At 68.3% G+C, this 22,916-nt stretch carries 22 protein-coding genes; 12 read left to right on the top strand and 10 right to left on the bottom strand.

Going from position 1 to position 22,916, the window contains the following annotated elements; all coding sequences use genetic code 11:
* The first annotated feature begins 60 nt into the window (after positions 1 to 60).
* The 3 genes from NC7_RS25455 (at position 61) to NC7_RS29650 (ending at position 2,524) form a co-directional block, all read left to right on the top strand.
* Positions 61 to 1,395, top strand: a complete 1,335-nt coding sequence (locus tag NC7_RS25455; protein ID WP_067987594.1) for an FAD-binding oxidoreductase — start codon at positions 61 to 63, stop codon at positions 1,393 to 1,395.
* Positions 1,396 to 1,460: 65 nt separating this feature from the next.
* Positions 1,461 to 2,345 (top strand): SPFH domain-containing protein, encoded by an 885-nt coding sequence (locus NC7_RS25460; protein WP_067987597.1) that lies wholly within the window; start codon positions 1,461 to 1,463, stop codon positions 2,343 to 2,345.
* Between the two features lie 8 nt (positions 2,346 to 2,353).
* Positions 2,354 to 2,524 (top strand): type II toxin-antitoxin system antitoxin, encoded by a 171-nt coding sequence (locus NC7_RS29650; RefSeq protein WP_167352460.1) that lies wholly within the window; start codon positions 2,354 to 2,356, stop codon positions 2,522 to 2,524.
* A 41-nt stretch (positions 2,525 to 2,565) separates the two neighbouring features.
* Here NC7_RS29650 and NC7_RS25465 read toward each other — a convergent pair whose 3' ends face one another.
* A complete protein-coding gene (locus NC7_RS25465) occupies positions 2,566 to 2,796 on the bottom strand; it encodes a hypothetical protein (protein WP_157102178.1) in 231 nt (76 codons plus the stop codon).
* Positions 2,797 to 3,169: 373 nt separating this feature from the next.
* On the opposite strand from NC7_RS25465, the gene NC7_RS25470 reads away from it, so the two are divergent.
* Entirely contained in the window at positions 3,170 to 3,724 is a 555-nt protein-coding gene (locus NC7_RS25470) for a hypothetical protein (protein ID WP_067987603.1), read from the top strand.
* Here the strand turns inward: NC7_RS25470 and NC7_RS25475 are convergent.
* On the bottom strand, positions 3,721 to 4,578 hold the full coding sequence (locus tag NC7_RS25475; protein WP_067987605.1) for a class I SAM-dependent methyltransferase: 858 nt from the start codon (positions 4,576 to 4,578) through the stop codon (positions 3,721 to 3,723). The genes NC7_RS25470 and NC7_RS25475 overlap by 4 nt on opposite strands.
* 282 nt (positions 4,579 to 4,860) lie before the next feature.
* Here NC7_RS25475 and rpsA point away from each other — a divergent pair, with 282 nt between their 5' ends.
* Positions 4,861 to 6,336 (top strand): 30S ribosomal protein S1, encoded by a 1,476-nt coding sequence (gene rpsA, locus NC7_RS25480; RefSeq protein WP_067498011.1) that lies wholly within the window; start codon positions 4,861 to 4,863, stop codon positions 6,334 to 6,336.
* A 158-nt stretch (positions 6,337 to 6,494) separates the two neighbouring features.
* Here the strand turns inward: rpsA and NC7_RS25485 are convergent, their stop codons facing one another.
* Positions 6,495 to 6,707, bottom strand: a complete 213-nt coding sequence (locus NC7_RS25485; protein WP_067987645.1) for a hypothetical protein — start codon at positions 6,705 to 6,707, stop codon at positions 6,495 to 6,497.
* 149 nt (positions 6,708 to 6,856) lie between these two features.
* On the opposite strand from NC7_RS25485, the gene coaE reads away from it, so the two are divergent.
* Together coaE and NC7_RS25495 are read left to right on the top strand one after the other, a co-directional pair.
* Positions 6,857 to 8,062, top strand: a complete 1,206-nt coding sequence (gene coaE, locus NC7_RS25490) for a dephospho-CoA kinase (protein WP_067987608.1) — start codon at positions 6,857 to 6,859, stop codon at positions 8,060 to 8,062.
* Between the two features lie 120 nt (positions 8,063 to 8,182).
* Positions 8,183 to 8,605 carry a hypothetical protein gene (locus tag NC7_RS25495; protein ID WP_067987611.1) on the top strand — a complete coding sequence of 141 codons (423 nt, stop codon included), beginning with the start codon at positions 8,183 to 8,185 and terminating at the stop codon, positions 8,603 to 8,605.
* A gap of 52 nt (positions 8,606 to 8,657) precedes the next feature.
* On the opposite strand, the gene NC7_RS25500 is transcribed toward NC7_RS25495, so the two are convergent.
* The gene (locus tag NC7_RS25500) at positions 8,658 to 9,182 is read right to left on the bottom strand and encodes a ribonuclease FAU-1 family protein (protein WP_067987614.1); all 525 of its coding nucleotides are present in this window, start codon (positions 9,180 to 9,182) and stop codon (positions 8,658 to 8,660) included.
* 89 nt (positions 9,183 to 9,271) lie between these two features.
* Between NC7_RS25500 and uvrB the strand changes: the two genes are divergently transcribed.
* On the top strand, positions 9,272 to 11,452 hold the full coding sequence (uvrB, locus tag NC7_RS25505; protein WP_067987617.1) for an excinuclease ABC subunit UvrB: 2,181 nt from the start codon (positions 9,272 to 9,274) through the stop codon (positions 11,450 to 11,452).
* Between the two features lie 272 nt (positions 11,453 to 11,724).
* On the opposite strand, the gene NC7_RS25510 is transcribed toward uvrB, so the two are convergent.
* Positions 11,725 to 12,195, bottom strand: a complete 471-nt coding sequence (locus NC7_RS25510; RefSeq protein WP_067987648.1) for a VOC family protein — start codon at positions 12,193 to 12,195, stop codon at positions 11,725 to 11,727.
* A 56-nt stretch (positions 12,196 to 12,251) separates the two neighbouring features.
* Here NC7_RS25510 and NC7_RS25515 point away from each other — a divergent pair, with 56 nt between their 5' ends.
* Positions 12,252 to 13,085: a helix-turn-helix domain-containing protein gene (locus NC7_RS25515; protein ID WP_067987620.1), complete on the top strand. Its 834-nt coding sequence runs from the start codon at positions 12,252 to 12,254 to the stop codon at positions 13,083 to 13,085.
* 289 nt (positions 13,086 to 13,374) lie between these two features.
* Positions 13,375 to 13,827, top strand: a complete 453-nt coding sequence (locus tag NC7_RS25520) for a universal stress protein (protein WP_067987651.1) — start codon at positions 13,375 to 13,377, stop codon at positions 13,825 to 13,827.
* 164 nt (positions 13,828 to 13,991) lie between these two features.
* On the opposite strand, the gene NC7_RS25525 is transcribed toward NC7_RS25520, so the two are convergent.
* Genes NC7_RS25525 through NC7_RS25535 form a run of 3 tightly spaced genes read right to left on the bottom strand, consistent with a single transcriptional unit; the run spans position 13,992 to position 17,999 of the window.
* Positions 13,992 to 16,292, bottom strand: coding sequence for a HelD family protein (locus tag NC7_RS25525; RefSeq protein ID WP_067987623.1), 2,301 nt, complete (start codon positions 16,290 to 16,292; stop codon positions 13,992 to 13,994).
* 44 nt (positions 16,293 to 16,336) lie between these two features.
* A complete protein-coding gene (locus NC7_RS25530) occupies positions 16,337 to 16,675 on the bottom strand; it encodes an antibiotic biosynthesis monooxygenase family protein (protein WP_067987626.1) in 339 nt (112 codons plus the stop codon).
* A 13-nt stretch (positions 16,676 to 16,688) separates the two neighbouring features.
* The gene (locus tag NC7_RS25535) at positions 16,689 to 17,999 is read right to left on the bottom strand and encodes a diguanylate cyclase domain-containing protein (protein WP_067987628.1); all 1,311 of its coding nucleotides are present in this window, start codon (positions 17,997 to 17,999) and stop codon (positions 16,689 to 16,691) included.
* An 84-nt stretch (positions 18,000 to 18,083) separates the two neighbouring features.
* Here NC7_RS25535 and NC7_RS25540 point away from each other — a divergent pair, with 84 nt between their 5' ends.
* On the top strand, positions 18,084 to 19,277 hold the full coding sequence (locus NC7_RS25540; protein WP_307613898.1) for a beta-ketoacyl synthase N-terminal-like domain-containing protein: 1,194 nt from the start codon (positions 18,084 to 18,086) through the stop codon (positions 19,275 to 19,277).
* Positions 19,278 to 19,280: 3 nt separating this feature from the next.
* Here NC7_RS25540 and NC7_RS25545 read toward each other — a convergent pair whose 3' ends face one another.
* Positions 19,281 to 21,104 carry a sensor histidine kinase gene (locus NC7_RS25545; RefSeq protein WP_067987633.1) on the bottom strand — a complete coding sequence of 608 codons (1,824 nt, stop codon included), beginning with the start codon at positions 21,102 to 21,104 and terminating at the stop codon, positions 19,281 to 19,283.
* Positions 21,105 to 21,250: 146 nt separating this feature from the next.
* Here NC7_RS25545 and NC7_RS25550 point away from each other — a divergent pair, with 146 nt between their 5' ends.
* Complete coding sequence (locus tag NC7_RS25550; RefSeq protein ID WP_067987637.1) at positions 21,251 to 22,030, top strand: sigma 54 modulation/S30EA ribosomal C-terminal domain-containing protein; 780 nt, start codon at positions 21,251 to 21,253, stop codon at positions 22,028 to 22,030.
* 4 nt (positions 22,031 to 22,034) lie between these two features.
* On the opposite strand, the gene NC7_RS25555 is transcribed toward NC7_RS25550, so the two are convergent.
* The gene (locus NC7_RS25555) at positions 22,035 to 22,667 is read right to left on the bottom strand and encodes a response regulator transcription factor (RefSeq protein WP_067987640.1); all 633 of its coding nucleotides are present in this window, start codon (positions 22,665 to 22,667) and stop codon (positions 22,035 to 22,037) included.
* Positions 22,668 to 22,916 lie beyond the last annotated feature (249 nt).

Here is a 22,916-nt window from a genome sequence, read left to right on the forward strand (position 1 = left end):
TATAGGTTCGAGAGAAACTATCTGTTGGGCTTATTGTACGACCGTGGGCAGAGTGAAGTCATGACTGAAATCCCCACTTTCACCGGACCCGTCTTCACCCCCGAGGACGCCGGATACCAGCAGGAGATCGCCGGGTTCCAGACCGCCTACACCCACCGGCCCGCCCTGGTCGCGGGCGCCGTCCATGTCGAGGATGTGCGCGCGGCCGTGGAATACGCCGCGCGGCACCGGCTGCCGGTCGCCGTGCAGGCCACCGGGCACGGCCTGTCGGTCGCCGTCGACGGTGGTGTGCTCGTGACAACCGGCCGGATGACGGCGATCACGATCGACCCGGACGGGCGCACCGCCCGGGTCGGCGCGGGGGTACGAGCCGGGGCACTGGTCGAGGCCGCCGCGGCGCACGGATCGGCACCACTCAACGGGTCCTCGCCGTCGGTGGGCGTGGTCGGTTACGTGCTCGGTGGGGGTCTCGGGCTGCTCGGCCGCCAATTCGGTTATGCCGCGGACCATGTGCGTTCGATCGAGATCGTCACCGCCGACGGCCGGATCCGCACCCTCGGCCCCGCCGACGAACTGTTCCCGGCGGTGCTCGGCACCGGCGGCAATTTCGGTGTGGTGACCGCTCTCGAACTCGACCTCGTGCCGGTGACCGAGATCTACGGCGGCCAACTGGTTTTCGACACCCCGCTGGTCGACGAGGTGCTCGACACGTGGCGGCGGTGGAGTGCCACCGTGCCCGAGGAACTCACCTCGACCGTGGCCGTGCTGACCTTCCCGGACATCCCGCCCGTCCCGCAACCGTTGCGTGGCAGGCACGTCGCCTCGATCCGGGTGGCCACCACGCTGCCCGCCGCGCGGGCCGAACTCCTGGTCGCCCCGTTGCGCGCCATCGGCGACCGTCTCCGCGACGACCTGCGCGTCATGCCCTACACCGAATCGCACACCGTGCACAGCGATCCCGACTTCCCGCATGCTTACGCCGCGACCAACGCGCTGCTCGCCGACCTCACCCCCGAGGCGCTGGCCGCTCTGCGGGCACAGACCGCGCCCGGCGGACCGGTCGACGCGGTGGTCGACATCCGGCATCTCGGTGGCGCCCTGCGGCGCGGGAATGCCTCGGTCGGTCATCGCGACGCCGAGTACATCGTGCGTGTCATCACCGACGCGGGCGTCGGCGACGCCCTCCCCGAAGCGCTCGACATCGTGCGCGCAGCCCTGGCCCCGTGGACGATCGGCCACAGCCTCAACTTCCTCTACGGCGCGGGTGGCGCGGCCGGACCCGAGCAGACCGCGGCCGGTCACCCCCGCGCCGACTTCGACAGGCTGCGGGCGCTGAAGGCGAAGTACGACCCGCACAACATGTTCCGCGGCACCCGCGTCATCCCGCCCGCGTGACGAGCGTTGCCGACAGCGTCTGTATCCGCTATTGTAATGATATCACTCAGATATCGGAGGATGTCATGGAACTGCGGCCCGCCTTTCGCTTCAACGGATTTGCCGTCCTACTCGGGTGGTTGGTGTCCACTCTGCTGTTCGGCGCCCTCGCGGTGCTGTCGTTGATCTCGGTGTCCAAGCACGACGGCGGCGCACTCGCCTGGGCCGGCGCGGTGCTCGGCGTGCTCGGCGTGGTGGTCGTCGCGGCGCTGGCCACCGGGCTGATCGTGGTCGATCCCAACGAGGCCAAGGTCGTCACCTTCTTCGGCCGCTACATCGGCTCGGTCAGCGAACCGGGCTTCTTCTCGGTGGTCCCGCTCAGCGACCGCAAGTCCATCTCGCTGCGGGTGCGTAACTTCGAGACCCAGAAGCTGAAGGTCAACGACGCCGACGGCAATCCCGTCGAGATCGCGGCCGTGGTTGTCTACAAGGTGGTCGACAGCTTCAAGGCCGCCTTCGCGGTCGACGACTACGAGGAGTACGTCGAGACCCAGTCCGAGGCCGCGGTGCGCCACCTCGCGACCACCCACCCCTACGACGCCCACGACGACTCGCGCACCAGCCTGCGCGACGGCGCCGAGGTGGCCGAGGAGCTCACCGTCGAACTGCGCGAACGTACTCTCACCGCCGGTATCGAGGTGATCGAGGCCCGTATCACCCACCTGGCCTACGCACCCGAGATCGCGCAGGCGATGCTGGTCCGTCAGCAGGCCGCACAGGTGGTCGCCGCCCGCACCCAGATCGTCGAGGGCGCCGTCGGTATGGTCGCCCTCGCGCTCGACCGGCTCGCCGAAGAGGGCACGGTCGAACTCGACGAGGAACGCAAGGCCAACATGGTCTCCAACCTCCTCGTCGTCCTCTGTGGCGACCGCGCCACCCAACCGGTCGTGAACGCCGGATCGCTCTACTGAGGCAGGTCATGACCGCGCCGAAGAAAGAACCCAAGAAGGTTCTGCTGCGGCTCGACCCGGCCGTCCACGAGGCCATCGCCAAGTGGGCGGCCGACGACCTGCGCAGCGTCAACTCCCAGATCGAATACGCCCTACGCCTGGCCCTCGACCAGGTCGGCCGAAAACCCAAGCGCGAGTGAACTACTCGCCCAGATACCCGGAGAACCGGCCACCGAGCCTGTCACGATCCGACGTAGTACCAGCCCTCGCCGAGGATTTCGAAGCAGTCGGAGAAGCGTGTCTGCGGAAAGTCCAGAGCATCCATCCGTCTGATGGATTCGCAGCCGTACTTCGTCGAATAGGGCCCCCATGTTCCTGCGCCGGGGGCAGCGGTCGCGGTGCTGCTCGACGCGATGGCGCCAGCGGTGAGCGCCAGGGCCGCGACGACGATGTTGACTCGTGTGTTTCTCATGAGTTGCTCCTGAACCGTATGAACCAACCGGAAACCCGCAATATGGGGCCAGTAGGAGTGATGCGCCGCAACGTCGATTCGGTTCACGAGTCGAGTCGGGCGAGTGTGGCCGTGTCGGCGGCGCCTCGCAGCGGGTGTTCGTCGACCTCGATTTCGACGGCCGGAATGCCGCCGAGGCGTTCGGCGCCGGGCTGGCGACGGCATCCGCCACCCCGCGACCGGGCGATGGTGATCGATCACCAAGCGTGGCTCGTCGACTTTGGTCGAAGAGCGCGTATTCGCCTGATCGACGCGCCGGACAACCCAGGGCGGCAACCGAACTCGAAACCGCCGGTAAATTGATCCGGTGCCCATCTCGTTCGACATTCCTGGAATGCAACAGTTGGACGACACGACCTGGGGGAATCCGGCCACTCGTGATGTCGTCGCGCTGAACTACGTCGACGGTGCGCCGGATCTGCCCGCGCGGCTCGACGATCTGAAGCGGTTGCGTAAGCGGCTGGCCGAGCACCACGCCCGCACGGGCTGCCTGATCGAGGCGTTCGTGGTGTGGGTCGACCAACTGCCCGCGCTGCTGCGCGTCGAGAAGACGCGGACTCCGGGCCCGCACGGTGAGCTGGTGTTCGCCGCGTCGATCGTGGTGCCGAAGGACCGGTGCTCGGCGGTGTTCCAGATCATCTGCCCGGAGACCGGCCCGCCGGGCGCGCGGGAACGGACGGTCGGCAGCCGCTTCCGCCGCGACGAGATGTGCCCGCCCCACCCGTACGCGCCCGGCCTGCGCGGACAACTGCCCTACCTGCTGTCCGACGACGTCCGCTTCGATGCCGAATTCCCGCACCACGCCCTGACCAGGGCGCGGCGGTGGGTCGCCGAGACCGTGCCGAACGTCGCGGTCGCCCCGTCGTTCGCGGCGCTTCCCGACTTCTAGGCGCGGCCTGGCTTCTCGGTGACGAAGAGGGCGGTGCCGGGGAAGATCTCCCCGCGCAACGGCGACCACTGACCCCACTCGCGGTCGAGCCATTCCGGCCAGTCCGGTTCGACGATGTCGAGCAGGATCAGACCCGCGCCAACGATCTCGCGTACCCGGTCACCGATCGTGCGGTGGTGTTCGACGTAGGTCGGCACCCCGTCGCCGTCGACCTCTACATAGGGCGTCCGGTCGAAATAGGGGATGCGGGCCACCAGCCCCGCCTCACCCGGGTCGTCGGGAAAGATCCAGCGCATCGGATGGTTCACCGAGAACACCCAGCGTCCGCCCGGCTTCAGCACCCGCGCCACCTCGCGCATCACCAGCGCGGAATCGGCGACGAAGGGCACCCCGCCGAACGCCGAACAGGCCAGATCGAAGCTCTCGTCGGCGAACGGCAACGCCTCCGCGCCCGCCTGGACCAGCGGCACCCTCGGTCCGCCCTGTGCCATCGCCGCCACCCCGCGCGCGAGCATACCCATCGACACGTCCAGCCCGATCGGATGCGCGCCCTGACCCGCCAGCCACCGCGAGCACGGCGCCGAACCGCACCCGATCTCGAGCACGGACTTGCCCGTCACGTCCCCGAGGAAGTGCATGTCACCCTCGTGCAGCCCCTCCGGGCACCACACGAACTCGCCGCCAGGTGAGTCGACGCCGAGGAAATCGGCATGGGTCTGGTGGTACTGGTCGGCGTCGGCGTCCCACCAGCGTCTGCTCGCGCGTTCGCTGTCGGCCGAGCCGATCCTGGTTCGGGTGGTCGCCGCGGTTCCCAACAGTGCGTTGGCCTGCGCATGGCGTTCGTCATCGGACACGGCGCCAAGGGTATCGGCGGGAACGGGGGGTGGTTTGCCCGGCTGGAACACCCTCGCGTACGCTGAGGCACGCGAGTGTCTTTCGAGGAAGCGCTGTGTGCCGGGGTAAATGCGCACAGTATCCGATGACGGAGTCGCCCGTGCTGAGTTTGATCAGCGGCAATGTCGGCGGTCCGTGCGATACTTGTTCGGTCCCTCGTCGCCTCGTCGCGGTGATCTCGCAGCGTACCGAAAGTTCCAATGTCCGCAACCGACCACAATCCGTCCGGAGCAAACCCACATATGCCCACCACCGTCACCTCGCCGCAGGTAGCCGTCAACGACATCGGCTCCGCCGAGGATTTCCTCGCCGCCATCGACGCCACGATCAAGTACTTCAACGATGGCGACATCGTCGAGGGAACCATCGTCAAGGTCGATCGTGACGAGGTCCTGCTCGACATCGGTTACAAGACCGAAGGCGTCATCCCCTCCCGCGAACTCTCCATCAAGCACGATGTCGACCCGAACGAGGTCGTTTCCGTGGGCGATGCGGTCGAGGCCCTGGTTCTCACCAAGGAGGACAAGGAAGGCCGCCTGATCCTGTCGAAGAAGCGGGCGCAGTACGAGCGCGCGTGGGGCACGATCGAGGAGCTCAAGGAGAAGGACGAGGCCGTCAAGGGCACCGTCATCGAGGTCGTCAAGGGCGGCCTGATCCTCGACATCGGCCTCCGTGGCTTCCTGCCCGCCTCGCTCGTCGAGATGCGTCGTGTCCGCGACCTCCAGCCGTACGTCGGCAAGGAGATCGAGGCCAAGATCATCGAGCTCGACAAGAACCGCAACAACGTGGTCCTGTCGCGTCGCGCCTGGCTCGAGCAGACCCAGTCCGAGGTCCGCAGCGAGTTCCTGCACCAGCTGCAGAAGGGCCAGGTCCGCAAGGGTGTGGTCTCCTCGATCGTCAACTTCGGTGCCTTCGTGGACCTGGGCGGCGTCGACGGCCTGGTGCACGTCTCCGAGCTGTCCTGGAAGCACATCGACCACCCGTCCGAGGTCGTCGAGGTCGGCAACGAGGTCACCGTCGAGGTTCTCGACGTCGACCTGGACCGCGAGCGCGTCTCCCTGTCGCTCAAGGCCACCCAGGAAGACCCGTGGCGTCAGTTCGCCCGCACCCACGCGATCGGTCAGATCGTGCCGGGCAAGGTCACCAAGCTGGTTCCGTTCGGTGCGTTCGTGCGCGTCGAAGAGGGCATCGAGGGCCTGGTGCACATCTCCGAGCTGGCCGAGCGCCACGTGGAGGTCCCGGACCAGGTCGTGGCCGTCGGCGACGACGCGATGGTCAAGGTCATCGACATCGACCTGGAGCGTCGCCGGATCTCGCTGTCGCTGAAGCAGGCGAACGAGGACTACCACGCCGAGTTCGACCCGTCGAAGTACGGCATGGCCGACAGCTACGACGAAGCGGGCAACTACATCTTCCCCGAGGGCTTCGATCCCGAGACCAACGAATGGCTCGAGGGCTTCGACAAGCAGCGTGAAGAGTGGGAAGGCCGCTACGCCGAGGCCGAGCGTCGCCACAAGATGCACACCGCTCAGATGGAGAAGATGGCTGCCGACGCGGCTGCCGAAGCCGCCGCTGGCGGTCCGGCCGCGGGCAACTACTCCTCCGAGAGCGGCAACGCCACGCAGGCCACCTCCGGCCCGGCCGAGTCCACCGGCGGTTCGCTCGCCAGTGATGCGCAGCTGGCGGCTCTGCGGGAGAAGCTCAGCGGTAACGCCTGAGTGGGCGGCAACGCCTGATTCGGGTAGAGCAATACAGTCGAAGGCCCCGGTCCACACGGCCGGGGCCTTCGGCCTGTTTCCGGCCCCGGTCGATCATGCGGACGTGCACGACAACGAGCCCACCCGTTCGCAACGGGTGGGCTCGTTTGGTCGGTGGGTCAGTTCGCGGCGGCGGGCACCCAGGAGGTGGCGCCCATGCTGGTGCGCTTGCGCATCGCGGCGAAACTGTGTCTGGCGGGCGAGATCAGAGCGGTGAACCAGGACCGGCGGTATTCGGCGAGAGTCGCTGCCACAGCAGGGAATTCAACGCAGTGCACACCGCCGGGCATGCCGAGGCGGTGGCGAGCCGTCCGGTGTTGTGTGGTGCCCATGATCATCCTTCGCTCGCTGGTGAATGGCCTTCTCGCCTGCGCGAAGGTTAGTCGACCCGACGCGCCCGGCCTCGGATTTGCCACCGCCGCACATCGGCGTGTCGGCAACACCTGACCAGCTCCGTGCGGCGGGATGCGAGACTGGGCACATGTTGCGGATCGGCCTCACCGGAGGCATGGGAGCGGGTAAGTCCACAGTGGCGCGGACCATGGTCGAGCTGGGGGCGGTGGTGATCGACTCCGATGCCATCGCCCGCGAGGTCGTCGCGCCGGGAACGCCAGGGCTGGCCGCGCTCGTCGCCGAGTTCGGTGACGCGATCCTGGCCGAGGACGGCAGCCTCGACCGGCCCGCGCTGGCGGCGGTGGCGTTCGCCGACGACACCGCACGCGGCAAGCTCAATGCCATCACCCACCCGCTCGTCGGTGCCCGCACGGCCGAGCTCATCGGCACCGCCCCGGCCGATGCCATCGTGGTGCAAGACATTCCGCTGCTGGTGGAGAACGGTCTCGCCCCGCTCATGCAGTTGGTGGTCGTGGTCGGTGCCGATGTCGAGACCCGGCTGCGGCGGCTGGTCGAACAGCGCGGTGTCGCCGAGGCCGACGCATCGGCCAGGATCGCCGCGCAGGCCACCGACGAGCAGCGCCACGCGGTGGCCGACGTGTGGCTGGACAACAACGGCGCCCCCGGCGTGGTCGAGGAGCAGGTGCGGGCGCTGTGGGAACGGAGGCTCGTGCCGTTCGAACGCAACCAGCGCGAGGGAGTGCGGGCCCGCGCGGAGTACCGACTGGTGCCGCACGATCCGGAATGGGGCGCGCAGGCACGCCGGATCATCGCCCGGCTGCACCTGGTGTGCGGTGCGGCGGCGGTGCGCATCGACCACGTCGGTTCCACGGCGGTGAGCGGGCTGCCCGCCAAGGACCTCATCGACATCCAGGTGACCGTGGCCGACCTGGAAACCGCTGACGCACTGGCGGATTCGCTGGCCACCGCCGGATTCCCGCGCGCGGTCGGCATCGCACACGACAACCCGAAGCCGACGCCGGAGGATCCCGAGGGGGCCGACGTCCAGCGATGGGCAAAACGCCTGCACGGCAACGCGGATCCCGGCCGACCGGCGAATATCCATCTGCGCGTGCAGGATTCACCCGGTCAGCGTCTCGCGCTCGACTTCCGCGACTGGTTGCGTGCGGAGGAGGGCGTGCGGACGGAGTACCTGGAGATCAAGCGGACGGCCGAACAGGCGGCGTCGGGAAAGTCGGGCGAGGCCGCGGGCGATGCCTACTACGCGGTGAAGGAACCGTGGTTCGACGTGGTCTATCCCCGGGTCTGCGAGTGGGCCCGCGCCCGCGCGTGAACCGGCTCGGCATCTGTTAAACATCAATGTTTCAAAAACTGTCCGCAGCGGACGGGACGCTGGTTACATTGTGGCGAGTCACTACCGGGTGACTCGATTCACAGGGAAGTTGTAGCGCGTATGACAACACATCACCGTCTCGGCCGTGCGGGCTTCGGCATCACCGCGTTCGGCGCCGTTGCCGCCACCATCGTGCTGGCCGCCCCGCAGGCCTCGGCCTGGGTGGGCAACCTCAGCGTCGCGGGCTCCGACCACAAGGTCGGGTGCAGCTACAAGCTGACGGCCAGCGTCGAGGTGGACAGGCTGACCTCGGTGAAGTTCACCGACAACGGTCGAGACATCGGCACCGTCTCGCCGTCGCTGCTCTCCGGCACGGTGAGCATGACCTGGAAGCCGACCACGACGGGTCAGCACAAACTCGAGGCCAGGCAGCTGCTCATCAGTGACTCCATCACCGTCACCGTCGGTGAGGCCGCCGCGACCGGCAGCGCGGGCTGTGGTGGCGGGCTCGGTGACCTGCTCGGCAGCGGTTCGGCAGGCTGATCGACAGCGTGAACCGCCCGCGACCGGACCGGTCGCGGGCGGTTTCGTCGTTTCAGCGCCAGGTCAGGGTCATGTCGACGGTGGCGAGCCAGTCCTCGAGGCAGTACCCGTGCGCGGCGATGCCGTCGACCGCGGCGACGGCGTGTTCGATCGCCGCCTGGGCCTGTCCGGCGTCGAGCAGGCCGTCGGTGCGGGCGACGAGCAGTTCATCGACATCGACCAGGCGCACGTCGCGCCCGGTCCGGACCAGCAGGTCCAGGTAGTGGTCCACCGAGCGCCACAGGGTCGGTGACTCCCTGGTGAAGACGCCGACGTCGACGTACACGTCCTGCCACTGCTCGACCCCGGGGTTGTACCAGAGCTTGGACGCGCGCAGCGACAGGCTGGGCAGCAGCCACGACTCGAGGTAGTGGAAGCTGGCGTGGTCGGAGTGCCGTCCCATGTACAGGCCCCACGGCTCCTCCCGGTAGACCTCGACCGGTCGTACGAACCCCTTCGGATCGGTATTGGTCTTGGCCGCGAGATCGAAGAGCTCGATCTTGGGCGGGTGCACGTGCACGGTCGAGGCCTGGGTCATGTGCGCAGAATCTACCGGCACGCGGGGCCGCGCGCCGGTCGCTTTTCCGTCGCGGGGAATCTGTCGGTGGGTGCGCCTAACCTGTGTGCATGGCATTCGCAACCGAGATCCCGACCGAAGGGTACGAAGAGCGGGGGCACCCGCTCGCGCATTCGGAGCATCGCCCGGTCGGTGAGATCGAGCGCAAGGGTGGCCGCTTCGAGGTGGTCAGCCCGCATCGACCGGCAGGCGATCAGCCCGCCGCCATCGCCGAGCTGGAACGGCGCATCACGGCGGGGGAGAAGGACGTCGTGCTGCTCGGTGCCACCGGTACCGGTAAGTCGGCGACCACCGCGTGGCTGATCGAGAAGCTGCAGCGGCCCACCCTGATGCTCGCGCCGAACAAGACCCTGGCGGCCCAGCTGGCCAACGAACTGCGGGAGATGTTGCCGCACAACGCGGTCGAGTACTTCGTCTCGTACTACGACTACTACCAGCCCGAGGCCTACATCGCCCAGACCGACACCTACATCGAGAAGGACAGCTCGATCAACGACGACGTCGAGCGGCTGCGGCACTCGGCCACCTCGAGCCTGCTGTCGCGGCGCGATGTCGTCGTGGTCGCGTCGGTGTCGTGCATCTACGGTCTCGGTACGCCGCAGTCCTATCTGGACCGCTCGGTGCAGCTCGAGGTGGGCGGCGAGATCGACCGCGACGCGCTGCTGCGGCTGCTGGTCGACGTGCAGTACACGCGCAACGACATGGCCTTCACCCGCGGATCGTTCCGCGTGCGCGGCGACACCGTCGAGATCATCCCCTCCTACGAGGAGCTCGCGGTGCGTATCGAGTTCTTCGGCGACGAGATCGAGGCGCTGTACTACCTGCATCCGCTCACCGGCGACGTCGTCCGCCAGGTCGACTCACTGCGCATCTTCCCCGCCACCCACTACGTGGCGGGCCCCGAGCGCATGGAGAAGGCCGTCGCCGCCATCGAGGAGGAACTGGCCGCCCGGCTGGCTGAGCTCGAAGGCCAGGGCAAACTGCTGGAGGCGCAGCGCCTGCGCATGCGCACCGAATACGACCTGGAGATGATCCGTCAGGTCGGCTTCTGTTCGGGCATCGAGAACTACTCGCGCCACATCGACGGCCGTCCGGCCGGGTCGGCACCGGCCACCCTGCTCGACTACTTCCCCGACGACTTCCTACTGGTCATCGACGAATCCCATGTCACCGTCCCGCAGATCGGCGGCATGTACGAGGGCGACATGTCGCGCAAGCGCAACCTCGTCGAGTTCGGCTTCCGGCTGCCCTCGGCGGTCGACAATCGCCCGCTCACCTGGGAGGAGTTCGCCGACCGGATCGGGCAGGCGGTCTATCTGTCGGCCACGCCCGGTCCGTACGAACTCGGCCAGGTCGGCGGTGAGGTCGTCGAACAGGTCATCCGGCCCACCGGTCTCGTCGACCCGCAGGTGGTGGTGAAGCCGACCAAGGGCCAGATCGACGACCTGGTGCACGAGATCCGGGAGCGCACCGAGCGTGACGAGCGCGTACTCGTCACCACGCTCACCAAGAAGATGGCCGAGGACCTCACCGACTACCTGCTCGGTCTCGGCGTTCGGGTGCGGTACCTGCATTCGGAGATCGACACCCTGCGCCGCGTGGAGCTGCTGCGCCAGCTACGCCTGGGCGAATACGACGTGCTCGTCGGCATCAACCTACTGCGTGAGGGCCTCGACCTGCCCGAGGTGTCGCTGGTGGCGATCCTCGACGCCGACAAGGAAGGCTTCCTGCGGTCGAGCACCAGCCTCATCCAGACCATCGGCCGTGCGGCCCGCAACGTGTCCGGCGAAGTGCACATGTACGCCGACAAGATCACCGACTCGATGCGGCACGCCATCGATGAGACCGATCGCCGCCGCGCCAAGCAGATCGCCTACAACGAGGCCAACGGCATCGACCCGCAGCCGCTGCGCAAGAAGATCGCCGACATCCTCGACCAGGTGTATCTCGAGGCAGGCGACGAGGTGGCCGTCGGCGGTTCCGGTCGAAACGTCAGCCGTGGCAGGCGTGCGCAGGGTGAGCCCGGTCGCGCGGTGAGCGCGGGCATCTACGCCGAACGCGACGTGAAGTCCATGCCGCGCGCCGAACTGGCCGACCTGGTCGCCTCGCTCACCGACCAGATGATGAACGCGGCCCGTGAACTGCAGTTCGAGCTGGCGGGACGCTTACGCGACGAGATCGCGGACCTGAAGAAGGAGCTGCGCGGCATGGACGCGGCGGGACTGAGCTGAATATGCCGACCCGGCGACGGGCTGTCGGCCTCCGCACGCCCAGGGAGCGGTCCAGCTCGAACGGCCACCGCACGTTCGGGGAGCCGGGTAGGTCGACCGTCCGCCGCCCGTCGGCTCATCGAGGTGGCTCGGATGGCCGCCGCCCGTCTGCGGATCGCGGTAGCACCACTTGCCTCGACACTTCCGGGGACCGATGCGGTGCCGACGGCGTTCCGCCGCCTCGCTCCTCGGACGTGACAGGCACGCGGCCGGAAATCCCGTGCCGTCGGCTGTTATTCGGACTGAGTAGCCATCCAGTCGGCGATGCGGCGGTCGGCCTCCTCTCGGGAGACGTTCTCGACACGGGTCATCACCGCCCAGCGGTGGCCGAAGGGGTCGATGATCACGCCGTAGCGGTCCCCGGTGACGAAAGTCTGGGTTTCCTCGACGACTCGGGCGCCCCGGTCGACAGCGCGTTCGACGGCGTCGTCGACGTCGGGGCAGTAGTGCACGATCGAGGTGTGCACCCAGTCCTGCGGTGCGCGAACGCTCCCGTCGGCCAGTGGGATTCCGAGCTGCAGGGTGGAATCGCCGATGAGCAGTTCGGCGTGCACGGCCTGCCCGTCGGGTCCGTCGGCACGGCTGAGCAGCGTCGCGCCGAAGACCTCGGTGTAGAAGTCGATGGCCTTGTCGCCGTCGGCGACGGCGAGGAAGCAGGTGATGGAGTGGTAGCCCTCGGGGATGGGCGCGACCGATTCGTTCATGGCGTCGATCCTGCTCACCGTGGGTCCGCCGGTCTTGTAGGAACGCGACACCGCCGATGAACACCGACCTCGACGACGCGAAAGGCATTCTGCTGCCCCAGGAGCAGGCCAGGCACCGCTCCCTGCGTCGATTCCCGGTCGGGCCCGCGCTCGCCGACTTCGCCGACCGGTACTGGGTGGTGCGCTGGGATCTGCGCGGGCGGCCCGCCTTCCGCGCCGAGGTGCTGTCGTTCCCGTGTGTGAATCTCACCTTCGAACGCAGCAGCACCCGCACCGGCGGATTCGTCAACGGGGTGTGCACCGCCAAGTACGTGCGTGATCTCGACGGCGAGGGTGAGACGTTCGGAATCCGCTTCCGGCCCGGCGGTTTCGGTGCCTTCACCGGGTGCGATGTCGGGGCGTTGCGCGACGGTTCAGCGCCGCTCACCGAGGTGCTGCCCGACGCGGCGGGGCTGGCCGAGCGGGTACTGGCCGAGGCGTCCGACGAGAACCGGGTCGAGATCATCGAGGAATTCTTCGGCGGTCGTGGCCGCGCCGACGACCCGCGGTTCGCGCTGGTGTCGCGGATCGTGGCAGCGATGGCGCGGGATCCGGAGCTCACGCGCGTGGACCAGGTCACCGAACGGTTCGCGGTGCCGGTGCGCACCCTGCAGCGGTTGTTCCGCCGCTATGTGGGTGCCGGACCGAAATGGGTGCTGTGCCGGTTCCGGTTGCAGGACGCCGCCGATCTGCTCGCCCACTCGGACCCGGATCTGGCCGAGTTGGCCACCGACCTGGGCTATTTCGATCAGGCGCATTTCAGCCGGGAATTCACCGCGCAGATCGGGATGCCGCCCGGCGAATACGCGCGCCGCGCCCGCGCGATCGAGGCGGCTGCCGCGTCGCTGTGAACGGGTGCGGTGCGGCCGGTGTTGTGACGAAAATCCCAGGCCCGCAGCGGCGTTGATTGTGTTGTGATCTGCCACAATTTCGTCGGCTCGGCGTTCGATCGGCGCAGGTGAATGCCGACACCACCGCCGATAAACCGGCAGCGCCGCACAAAGTGAGTCGAACTCGCGGTGTGATCTGTTGCGAATTGTCGATAAATCGGCGCGTTGTGGCGTTATGGTCGACGCAATTGCCGCGCCGATGCTCGATTCCCGGGTCGTTCGGCGCTGCACCGACCAAGTTGGAGGAGAGATGACCGCCTACCGGACCATTGTCGTCGGTACTGATGGCTCGGATTCGTCGTACGTCGCGGTGGAGAAGGCCGCGGCGCTCGCCGCCGACGCGGACGCGACCCTCGTGCTGGCCTGCGCCTACTTCCCGACCGACGACCGCGACGTCGCCGCCGCGGCCGATGTGCTCAAGGACGAGGCCTACCAGGTCCGCGGCTCGGCGCCGACCAACGAGATCCTGCACGTCGCCCGCGAGAAGGCGGTGGCCGCCGGTGCGAAGAACGTCGTGGAGCGCGCCATCGTCGGCGAGCCGGTCGACTCCCTGCTGGAGCTGATCAAGGAGACCAAGGCCGACCTGCTCGTCGTCGGTAACCGTGGCCTCAACACCCTCACCGGCCGCCTGCTCGGTTCCGTCCCGTCGGACGTGGCCCGCAAGTCCCGCTCGGACGTCCTGATCGTCCACACGGTTCGCTGAGGTTCCGCCTCTCCGGGAATTCAGGCCAAGGGGTACCCGCGTCGGCGGCAAGACCGAAGTGGTGGGTCACGGTAGCCTGTGCCCGGTGAGTCACCCCATGTTCCTGTTGGATCATGGGATGACTCGAGAACGTGGCGTCGCACCTGGTGCGACGCCACGTTCTGTTATGCGAAGTGTGTGGCGAGGCTTTCCGGTAGGTCTTCGGTGTGCACGATCGCCAGCCGTTGAGTGGCGCGGGTGAGGGCGACGTAGAGGTCGTTGAGGCCGCGGGGGGATTCCTTCACGATGGCGCGTGGTTCGACCAGGTAGACGCGGTCGAACTCGAGGCCCTTGGCGTCGTGGACCGTCAGGACCTGTACCGATTCGCCTGCTAGAGAGGATAATTCGGGAACAAGGGTGGCGGGGGCGAGGACGGCGGCGGTGCCGGGGGCCTGCTCGGTGGCGATCAGGCGGGCGAGTTCGTCGTTCACCTGGGCGGGCGAAACACGATGGGCGCGAGGGGGATTGCCGGTTTCGCGGACCGAGCGCGGCGCCTGGGCGGTCGGGTCGATGGCGGCCAGGACATCAGCGGCCACGGCCATGATCTCGGCGGGGGTGCGGTAGTTGACCGTGAGCTCGGTGAGCTTCCAGCGTTTGGCCACATAGGGTTCAAGCACCCGCTGCCACGACGACGCGCCCGCCGGATCACCGGTCTGCGCAACGTCACCCACGACGGTGACCCAGCGATTCGGGATGCGGCGCATTACCATCCGCCATGCCATCTCCGACAGTTCCTGCGCCTCGTCGACGATCACGTGCCCGTAGGTCCAGGTGCGGTCGCCCGCGGCCCGCTCGGCGGTGGTCTGCCGATTGCCGAACTCCTGGCGCTGGGCCAGCTGGGAGGCGTCGATCAGGTCGTAGGCCATGAGGATCTCGGGGTCGAGTTCGTCCTCGATGTCCTGGGGCGCGGAACCGGTGAGGATGTCGAGGGCGTCCTGGGCCTCGGCCAGCTGGGCGCGCCACCGGCGGCGGGACCGTTCGCGTTCCTCGGTGTCGTCCACGCCGAGCAGCTCGGCGAGTTCGTCGAGCAGCGGTGCGTCGGCGGCCGAGAACGTGCCGTCGTCGGAGCGGACGAGTTCGGCGCGGTCCTCGACGCTCAGCGACTTGGCCGCGCGGTCGAGCCGCGCCGGGTCGGCGAGCAGATCGGCGAGGACCTCCTGCGGGGAGAGCACCGGCCACAGGGCGCTGATCGCGGCCTGTACCTGCGGGTCGGCGCGCATCTCGTCGCCGATCTCGCTCAGATCGGCCGAGCTGAGCAGGCTGGTGCCGCCGGACAGATCGGCGCCCATCGTCGCGGCCAGCTGATCGGTGAGCGCGTCGATCACCGACGCGGCGAAGATCGGCCTGGCCAGATTGTGCGGACGGCGCGAAGAGCGGGCCCGGCCCCGCGCACGGGTGGCGATCTTGCGATCCAGCAGCACCGGGTAGCCGTCGAAGGTGAGCCGCACCGGCTCGGCGGGCACCTCCTGTCGGTCGCGCACCGCCTGCTTGAGCACCTCGAGCATGTCGAGCGAACCCTTGATCTCGCCCGCGCGCAACGAATCCTCGCGGACCGCCTTCACGCCGGGATACAGGTCACCGATGGTCGACAGCAGCACACCGGTCTCACCGAGCGAGGGCAGCACCTGCCCGATGTAGTCGAGGAAGGTGGCGTTCGGGCCGATGATGAGCACACCGCTCTTGGCCAGCTGCTGACGGAAGGTGTAGAGCAGGTAGGCGGCCCGGTGCAGCGCCACCGCTGTCTTGCCGGTGCCAGGGCCACCCTGCACCACGAGCACACTCTTGTGCTCGGAGCGGATGATCGCGTCCTGTTCGCTCTGGATCGTCTCGACGATGTCGTTCATGTGGCCGGTGCGGGCCGCGTTCAGTGCCGCGAGCAGGGCACTCTCGCCGCCCACGCCGTCGTCGGTGCCAACCGCGCCGTCGCGTTCGGCCGCGCGCAGGTCGAGGTATTCGTCGTTGATCGCGGTGACCGTGCGATTGCGCGACCGGATGTGCCGACGGCGGACCACGTCCTCGGGGTTGGCGGTGGTCGCCAGGTAGAACGGTCGCGCCAGGGGAGCGCGCCAGTCCAGCAGCAGCGGCTCGTAGTCGTTGTCCTCGTCGAGGATGCCGAGGCGGCCGATGTAGCGGGCGGCGTCCTCGGTGGCGTCCAGGTCGATGCGGCCGAAGCACAGACCGTGCTCGGCGGCGTCGTATTTGGCCAGGTCCTCGCTGTAGAGCGCGGTGAACGACTCACGTTCGCTGCGGGCCTGCGGGGTCCCGCCCGCTTCCAGCAGGACGGTCTTGAGCCGGTTCTGCGCGTAGTCGCGCATGGCGTCGAGGCGGTCGTAGAGCACCGTGAGGTACTGCTGTTCCTGTTCGATCTCGCGGCCGCGCTCGCCCTGGTCGGTGCTGGCGCGGTCGTCGGCGAGGCGGTCGGGCAAAACAGGACTCCTTTGTCACCGCGATGAGAACAGAGTTGTCGAGTCTACTTGTCCCCGGACGGCAGCGCGCCCGTCGCGGGGAAGACGTCGTCACCGATCACCGGCGTGAAGTGCTCGACCACCGGGAACGGCTCGTAGAAGTGATGCAACAGCGCGCGCCAGCGCTGGTATTCCGGCGACCCGCGAAATCCCTCGGTGTGATCGCTCAACCGCTCCCAGCGCACCAGCAGCAGATAGGTGTCGGGCCGCTCCACGCACCGCGACAACGACAGACCACCGAAGCCGGGCATTCCGGCGACGATCGGATACGCCTGCGCGAAGGCCGCCTCGAAGGCGGCGGCGGAACCGGGGCGGACGGGCAGCAGAGCGTGTTCGACGATCACGCCGACCAGTGTGTCAGGACGCGTGCGTGGTGTGGTTGCGGCGGCCGGAGGGCTTGTCCCGATACATGGCGAGGTCGGCGTCGTGCAGCACCGCCTCGGGGGTGCGGCCCTCGTGCGGGCCGAGTTCGGTGACGCCGATCGAGGCGCTCACCTCTAGCCGGTGCCCGCTCGCGATGATCGGCTCGGCCATGGTGACGCGCAGCCGTTCGATCAGGCGCGGTAGATCGGCGCGCTGTGGGTGACCGGCGAGCAGCACGAGGAATTCGTCCCCGCCGAGTCTGCCGACCACGTCCTCGGCCCGCAGGGCCCGTTGCAGCCGCTGGGCCACGATCTGTAGGACGGTGTCGCCGATGGCGTGCCCGAGGGTGTCGTTGATCGCCTTGAACCCGTCGAGGTCGATGAACAGCACGGTGGTGACCAGGGCGCCGCCCTCGTCGGCCAGCGCCGCCGACAACTGCGACAGGATCAACGACCGATTCGCCAGCCCGGTGAGCGCGTCGTGGGTGGCCTGGTACTCGAGCTGCATCTTGCTGGCCCGGTACTCGGTGACATCGGCGAACGACGACACCCCCGCCGAGTCCGGGCTGTCCGGATTGAGCAGGCGGCAGTTGCACGAAAGCCACACCTGCTGACCGTCCGCGCGGCGCACGCCGAAGACGAATCGGGTGACCGCTTCTCCCGTGGTCAGCGTGTGCGCCATCGGGTGTCTGCTGACGGGCAGGGGCTGACCCGCCCAGTCGATCATCGTCACCGGCAACTCGTTGAAATGCAGACCGAGGATCGGCGCGGAGTCCGCGATGCCGAGGATGCGTCGGCCCGCCGGGTTGATCGATTCGAGCCTGCCGCGCCGGTCGACGACGAGCACACCCTCCTCGAGCTGGGAGACCACCGTGGTGAAGTACGCCTCGGCCTGCCGCGCGGACGCCTCGGCGGCCCGCTGGGCGGTCAGATCGTGCACCACCACCTGATAGGCCAGCGCGCCCTGCCAGGCGGTGAGCACCGATACCGTCTGCACCGGAACTGTCCGGCCGTCGACGCGCAACAGCTCCATGTCGGTCGGCGGCGAGGCCGAACCTTCGGCGGTGAGCTGGGCGATGCGGTCGAGCATCGGCGCGACGGAGTCGGGGTGCACGAAACGGGTGATCCGCAGGCCGAGCAGATCCTCGGCGGTGCGCGCGCCGAGCAGCCGCACCATCGCCGGATTGACGTAGACGATGAGGCCCGCCTCGTGCACGCAGATGGCGTCGGGCGTGTGCTCGACCAGCGAGCGGTACCGCTGGGCGAGCAGCTCGGCGTTCGCCGCGTCGGTATTGGGTTGTCCCATTGCGGTACCCCCGATCTCGGCCTGGTCTACGGATGACGCACCGGACTATCGTGGTGACCCTCGACGAGATCCGCGAGGAGCGACGTGAAACCGGAAGAACGTCCCGGCGGCATGGCCCACCGACTCGATTCTATGTCCATCGGTGGTATCGGTGTGGTCTCCGGTTACGGCTGGGGCCGTGAACAAATGTTGCAGGGGGTGCTGGGGGGAAAACCGGCCGCCGGTCTGTATCCGGGTTACGGGCCGGGACGTGACGAGCACGCCTGGGTCGGCCGGATTCCCGATGGCGGTGACCCGGCGCACGGTCGCGGATTGTTCGGGCGTGCCGTGGTCGCGGCGGCCGCCGAGGCGGTGGCCGACGCCCGCTCACGTGGCTGGTGTGACACCGGCCGCACGGTCGGCCTGGTGCACGCCGTCACCCTCGGCGACGTCGCCGACTGGCGCGATTTCTACCTGTGCGACGACGGTCACCGCCGCTCCCGCGACTACCTGCCGATGCTGCCCTCGACCCCCATCTCGGTGGTGATGCAGCAGTACGGTTTCCACGGGCCCGCCATGAACGTCTCGGCGGCGTGCAGTTCGGGCAATGTGGCCGTGCTCACGGCGCGCCAGTGGCGGGACGCGGGCCTGGTCGACGACGTGCTGTGCGTGAGCACCGACCTGTCGGCCACCCCGGAGATGCTCGAGCATTTCGTCGGGATGGGCGCGGCCGTGTCCGACGTCGACCCGTTCACCGCGTGTCGACCGTTCCAGGAGGACAGCCTCGGCTTCATCATGGCCGAGGCGTCGGTCGCGATGGTGCTCACCGACGCGGTGGATCGGCCCTACGCGCGGGTGCTCGGTGGTGCCATGAACAACGACGCCTACCATGTGGTCTCGGTGGAGCCTTCGCACGCTCAGTTCCTCGAATGCGTTCGAAAAGCATTGCGGGACAGTGGAGTCGATGCGGACAAGGTGAACTATGTGAACGCGCACGGTACCGGTACCCGTCAGTGCGACGCCGCCGAACGTGACGTGCTCACCACCGTTTTCGACGACAAACCGGCGATCATCTCGGTCAAGCCGCTCACCGGTCACTGCCAGGGCGCCGCCGCGGCCGTCGAACTCGCGTTGATCGCGCTGTCCTACGACACCGGCGTCGTCGCGTCGGCCCCGGTCGTCGCGCCCGCGCATCCCCGGCTGCTCGACGGGCCGACGCCGATGCGCGGTGGCTTCACCGTGAACCTGTCGATGGGCATGGGTGGCAACAACTCGGCCCTCGTCGTCGGCCCGGCCTGAAGGTCAGTCCTCGCCCGCCTCCGGCCCGCCCGCGAGGGCGAAACCACCGGTGTTCGGTTGGTCCTGCGGGAGCGGAACGGCCCAGCGCAGCCGTGTGCCCGGCATGTCCGGGTGTTCGCCGTCGGCATCGGTCCGCGCCGCGGGCCCGATCCGGAATCGTCCGCCCGCTTCCTGGGCGCGCTGCTCGAGGTTGCGCAACCCGCTGCGGACGACGTGGTTCGGAATGCCCCATCCGTTGTCGCTCACGGTGATCGTCAGGTCGTCGGCCACCTCGATCACGATCGCCACAGTGTCGGCGCCGGAGTGGCGCACCGCGTTGCTCACCGCTTCGCGCACGACGGCTTCGGCGTGATCGGCCAGCTGCGGGTCGAGTACCGACAGCGGACCCGACACCTGAATGGTCGCGCGCATCGCGATGTCGGCGGTCTGGCGGCGGATCGCGAGTTCGAGCCGCTGCTGCAGCCCCTCGCTGTGGCCCGCGCCGCTGGCGTGCAAGTCGAAAATGGAGGTGCGGATCTCCTGGACCACCTCCTGCAGATCCATGATCACCGTCGAAAGGCGCTGGCGCACTTCGGGAACCACGGCTTTGGGCAGGGTGGCCTGCACGGTGAGACCGATCGCGAACAGCCGTTGGATCACATGGTCGTGCAGGTCACGCGCGATCCGGTCGCGGTCGGCGACGATGTCGAGTTCACGCATCCGCCGCTGCGCGTCGGCCAGGCGCACCGCGAGCGCGGCCTGATCGCAGAACGCGGCGGTGAGTTCGAGCATCTCGTCGGAATAGGGTGCGAAACCGGGCGGGCGGATGGTCACCAGCACGCCGAGCGTGGCGTCGGGGGTGCACAGCGGAAGGACCAGAGCCGGTCCGGCGCCGGGCAATTCGGCGACGGGGAAGTCGACGCCGAGGACCACCTTCGACACGTCGTCGAAACGCAAGGGGGTGCGCCTGCTGAAGGCGTCGCCGAGTACCGTGCCCGCGATGGGGACGGTCTGCCAGTCCTGCCCCGCGTCGGGACCGGTCCACTGGGTGACGACCAATTCGGTGATCTCCCCGGGAGATTCGTCGGGGACCGGGACCGAGGCGAGAAACGCCTGGTGCGAACCCGTGAGCCCGCGCGCGTGGTCGACCACGTGGGCGAGCACGCGATCGGACTCCGTGCCCGCCAGGAACTCGGTGGCGATGTCGCGGGTCGCCTCGATCCAGGCCTGTCGGGTGCGCGCCTGCTCGTAGAGCCGGGCATTGTCGACCGCGATGCCCGCCGCCGCGGCCAGCGCGAGGACGAGCACCTCGTCTTCCTCGGTGAACGGTTGCCCGTCGGATTTCTCCGTGAGATAGAGACTGCCGAACACCTCGTCCCGAATGCGCACGGGGACACCGAGAAACGAATGCATCGGCGGATGCCCCGGCGGGAAGCCCACCGACGACTCGTGCTCGGTGAGATCATCGAGCCGCAGCGGCGCCTTCTTCGCGAACACCGCGCCGAGTACACCGTGCCCCGCCGGTAATCGCCCGATCCGGTCCCGGATGTGTTCGGGCATGCCCTCATCGATGAACTGCGCGACCTGCTGTCCGTGCCCTCGGACCGCGAGCGCGCCGTAGCGGGCGTCGACCAGGTTCATCGCCGTGCGGACCATGGTGCGCAGGGTTTCGTCGAGATCCAGGCCAGCGGTGACGGTGAGCATGGCCTCGACCAGGCCGTCCATCCGATCGCGCGAGCCGATCATCACCTCGACGCGGTCGGCCACCTCACCGAGCAGGGCGCGTAAGCGCTGCTGAGAGGCCGTGCGACCCGCCGAATACCGGCCGCTCCGACCGTCATTCGCCATCGCTTCTTCCCGTCGCCGCCCACCTTCGTACCGAGTCGGGAGAAGTCTAGTCCTCGAGGTTGGGGACTTTCGGCCCTTCTACCGCACCGCGCGCAGTGGTGGCATAGGGCAGCGGGGGGACGCCGGATCGAGAAGTGGGGCAAGAGATGTATTCGTTGTCGAGCACCCAGCACTGGACTACCGCCGCCGACCCCGAGCTCGCGGTGACCACCCGTGGCGAGGTACCGGCCCAGGACGTCACCCGCGCGGTGCGTGCCATCACCCGCGTGATGCGGCGCCACCATCTCGACAGTCCCGCCCGGGTGCGCGTCACCGCGCCGCGCGGCAGCGACGAGCCGACCCTCGTGCAGGCCAACATCCGCACCAACGACACCCTCACCCGCGTGCAGGTCACCGGGCCCGGTGGGTTCGCGGTGACCTTCGCCGCCGAACGCCTGGACCGGCAGCTGGCGCGGCGTGCGGGTAAGGAAGCGCGTGGCGCCTGGCCCGACCCGGCGCGTCGTCCGCTGGCGCAGGTCACCGAGACCCGCCCGATCATCCGGCGCAAGGACTGCGCCCTGATGACCGGCACCCCGCTGGAAGCCAGCACCGTCCTGGACGCGATGGACTACGACGCCTACCTGTTCACCGACGCCGACACCGGTGAGGACGCCATCGTCACCTGGGCCGACCCGCACGGCGTGAGCCTGGCTCGCCAGCACCGCACCGTCGCCGCGGGTGGCTCCGCACATCTGCCGCTCACCGCCAGCGCCATGCCGGTGCGGGTGGTGCAGGACGCGGCCCCCGTCTACGCCGAGGACGAGGCGTCGGACGTGCTGTGCCGAGGGGGCTTGCCGTATCTGTTCTTCACCGACAGCCACACCGGCCGAGGCAACCTGCTCTACCGCCGCTACGACGGGGATCTGACCATCGTCGTCCCGTCCTGACGTTCTACGGTTCGCGCAGCTTGGTCGCCAGCACCGCGGCCTGGGTGCGGCGTTCCACACCGAGTTTGGCCAGCAGCCGGGAGACATAGTTCTTGACCGTCTTCTCGGCCAGGAACATGCGGGCCGCGATCTGGCGGTTGGTCAGGCCTTCGCCGAGCAGTTCGAGCAGTCGGCGCTCCTGGTCGGTCAGCCCAGCGAGCGGACCGGTCGGTTCGGTGCTGCGGCGCAGCCGGGCGCGCAGGGCGTCGGCGGCGCGCGTGTCGAGCAGGGAGTGCCCCGCGCCGACCTGCTTGATCGCGTCGGCCAGCTTCATCCCGTCGATGTTCTTCACCACATAGCCGCTGGCACCGGCCAGAATGGCGTCGAGCATGGCGTGCTCGTCGGAGAACGAGGTGAGGATCAGGCAGTGCAGGTCCTCGAACTCAGCCAGCAGATTGCGACACAGCTCGATGCCGTTGCCGTCGGGTAATCGCACATCCAGCACCGCCACATCGGGCCGTGTCTCCCGGATCCGCACCATCGCCTCCGCGACACCGCCCGCCTGACCGATCACAGTGAGTTCAGGATCACCCTCGAGCAGGTCGATCAACCCGCGCCGCACGATCTCGTGGTCGTCGACCAAAAACACCTCGAGCACGGCGGCCCCTTCATCACGTAGAACGTCCCCCGAGCTCAAACATAATCCGCCCACCCCGCATCGCGTGCAGAGACAGACAATCACCTCCCCAAAACCAGTGCGCAGACAGACAACTCAGCCACCGAGTGCCCGTACGTAAACCACCAGCCCGCCCACTCGAGTCCGCCACGTACCGCACTGCGAGCCATGGGGCACCACTCGAGTGCGCCACATACCGCACTCCCAGCCAAAGCGGCACCACCTAAGTCC

Source organism: Nocardia caishijiensis NBRC 108228 (assembly GCF_001612825.1).
Taxonomy (GTDB): Bacteria; Actinomycetota; Actinomycetes; order Mycobacteriales; family Mycobacteriaceae; genus Nocardia; species Nocardia caishijiensis.

What these genes read in the sequence shown, in the direction of transcription:
- NC7_RS25455 (WP_067987594.1), top strand. Translation starts at nt 61, where the DNA reads ATGACTGAAATCCCCACTTTCACCGGACCCGTCTTCACCCCCGAGGAC.
- NC7_RS25460 (WP_067987597.1), top strand. Translation starts at nt 1,461, where the DNA reads ATGGAACTGCGGCCCGCCTTTCGCTTCAACGGATTTGCCGTCCTACTC.
- NC7_RS29650 (WP_167352460.1), top strand. Translation starts at nt 2,354, where the DNA reads ATGACCGCGCCGAAGAAAGAACCCAAGAAGGTTCTGCTGCGGCTCGAC.
- NC7_RS25465 (WP_157102178.1), bottom strand. Translation starts at nt 2,796, where the DNA reads ATGAGAAACACACGAGTCAACATCGTCGTCGCGGCCCTGGCGCTCACC.
- NC7_RS25470 (WP_067987603.1), top strand. Translation starts at nt 3,170, where the DNA reads ATGCAACAGTTGGACGACACGACCTGGGGGAATCCGGCCACTCGTGAT.
- rpsA (WP_067498011.1), top strand. Translation starts at nt 4,861, where the DNA reads ATGCCCACCACCGTCACCTCGCCGCAGGTAGCCGTCAACGACATCGGC.
- NC7_RS25485 (WP_067987645.1), bottom strand. Translation starts at nt 6,707, where the DNA reads ATGGGCACCACACAACACCGGACGGCTCGCCACCGCCTCGGCATGCCC.
- coaE (WP_067987608.1), top strand. Translation starts at nt 6,857, where the DNA reads ATGTTGCGGATCGGCCTCACCGGAGGCATGGGAGCGGGTAAGTCCACA.
- NC7_RS25495 (WP_067987611.1), top strand. Translation starts at nt 8,183, where the DNA reads ATGACAACACATCACCGTCTCGGCCGTGCGGGCTTCGGCATCACCGCG.
- NC7_RS25500 (WP_067987614.1), bottom strand. Translation starts at nt 9,182, where the DNA reads ATGACCCAGGCCTCGACCGTGCACGTGCACCCGCCCAAGATCGAGCTC.
- uvrB (WP_067987617.1), top strand. Translation starts at nt 9,272, where the DNA reads ATGGCATTCGCAACCGAGATCCCGACCGAAGGGTACGAAGAGCGGGGG.
- NC7_RS25510 (WP_067987648.1), bottom strand. Translation starts at nt 12,195, where the DNA reads ATGAACGAATCGGTCGCGCCCATCCCCGAGGGCTACCACTCCATCACC.
- NC7_RS25515 (WP_067987620.1), top strand. Translation starts at nt 12,252, where the DNA reads ATGAACACCGACCTCGACGACGCGAAAGGCATTCTGCTGCCCCAGGAG.
- NC7_RS25520 (WP_067987651.1), top strand. Translation starts at nt 13,375, where the DNA reads ATGACCGCCTACCGGACCATTGTCGTCGGTACTGATGGCTCGGATTCG.
- NC7_RS25535 (WP_067987628.1), bottom strand. Translation starts at nt 17,999, where the DNA reads ATGGGACAACCCAATACCGACGCGGCGAACGCCGAGCTGCTCGCCCAG.
- NC7_RS25545 (WP_067987633.1), bottom strand. Translation starts at nt 21,104, where the DNA reads ATGGCGAATGACGGTCGGAGCGGCCGGTATTCGGCGGGTCGCACGGCC.
- NC7_RS25550 (WP_067987637.1), top strand. Translation starts at nt 21,251, where the DNA reads ATGTATTCGTTGTCGAGCACCCAGCACTGGACTACCGCCGCCGACCCC.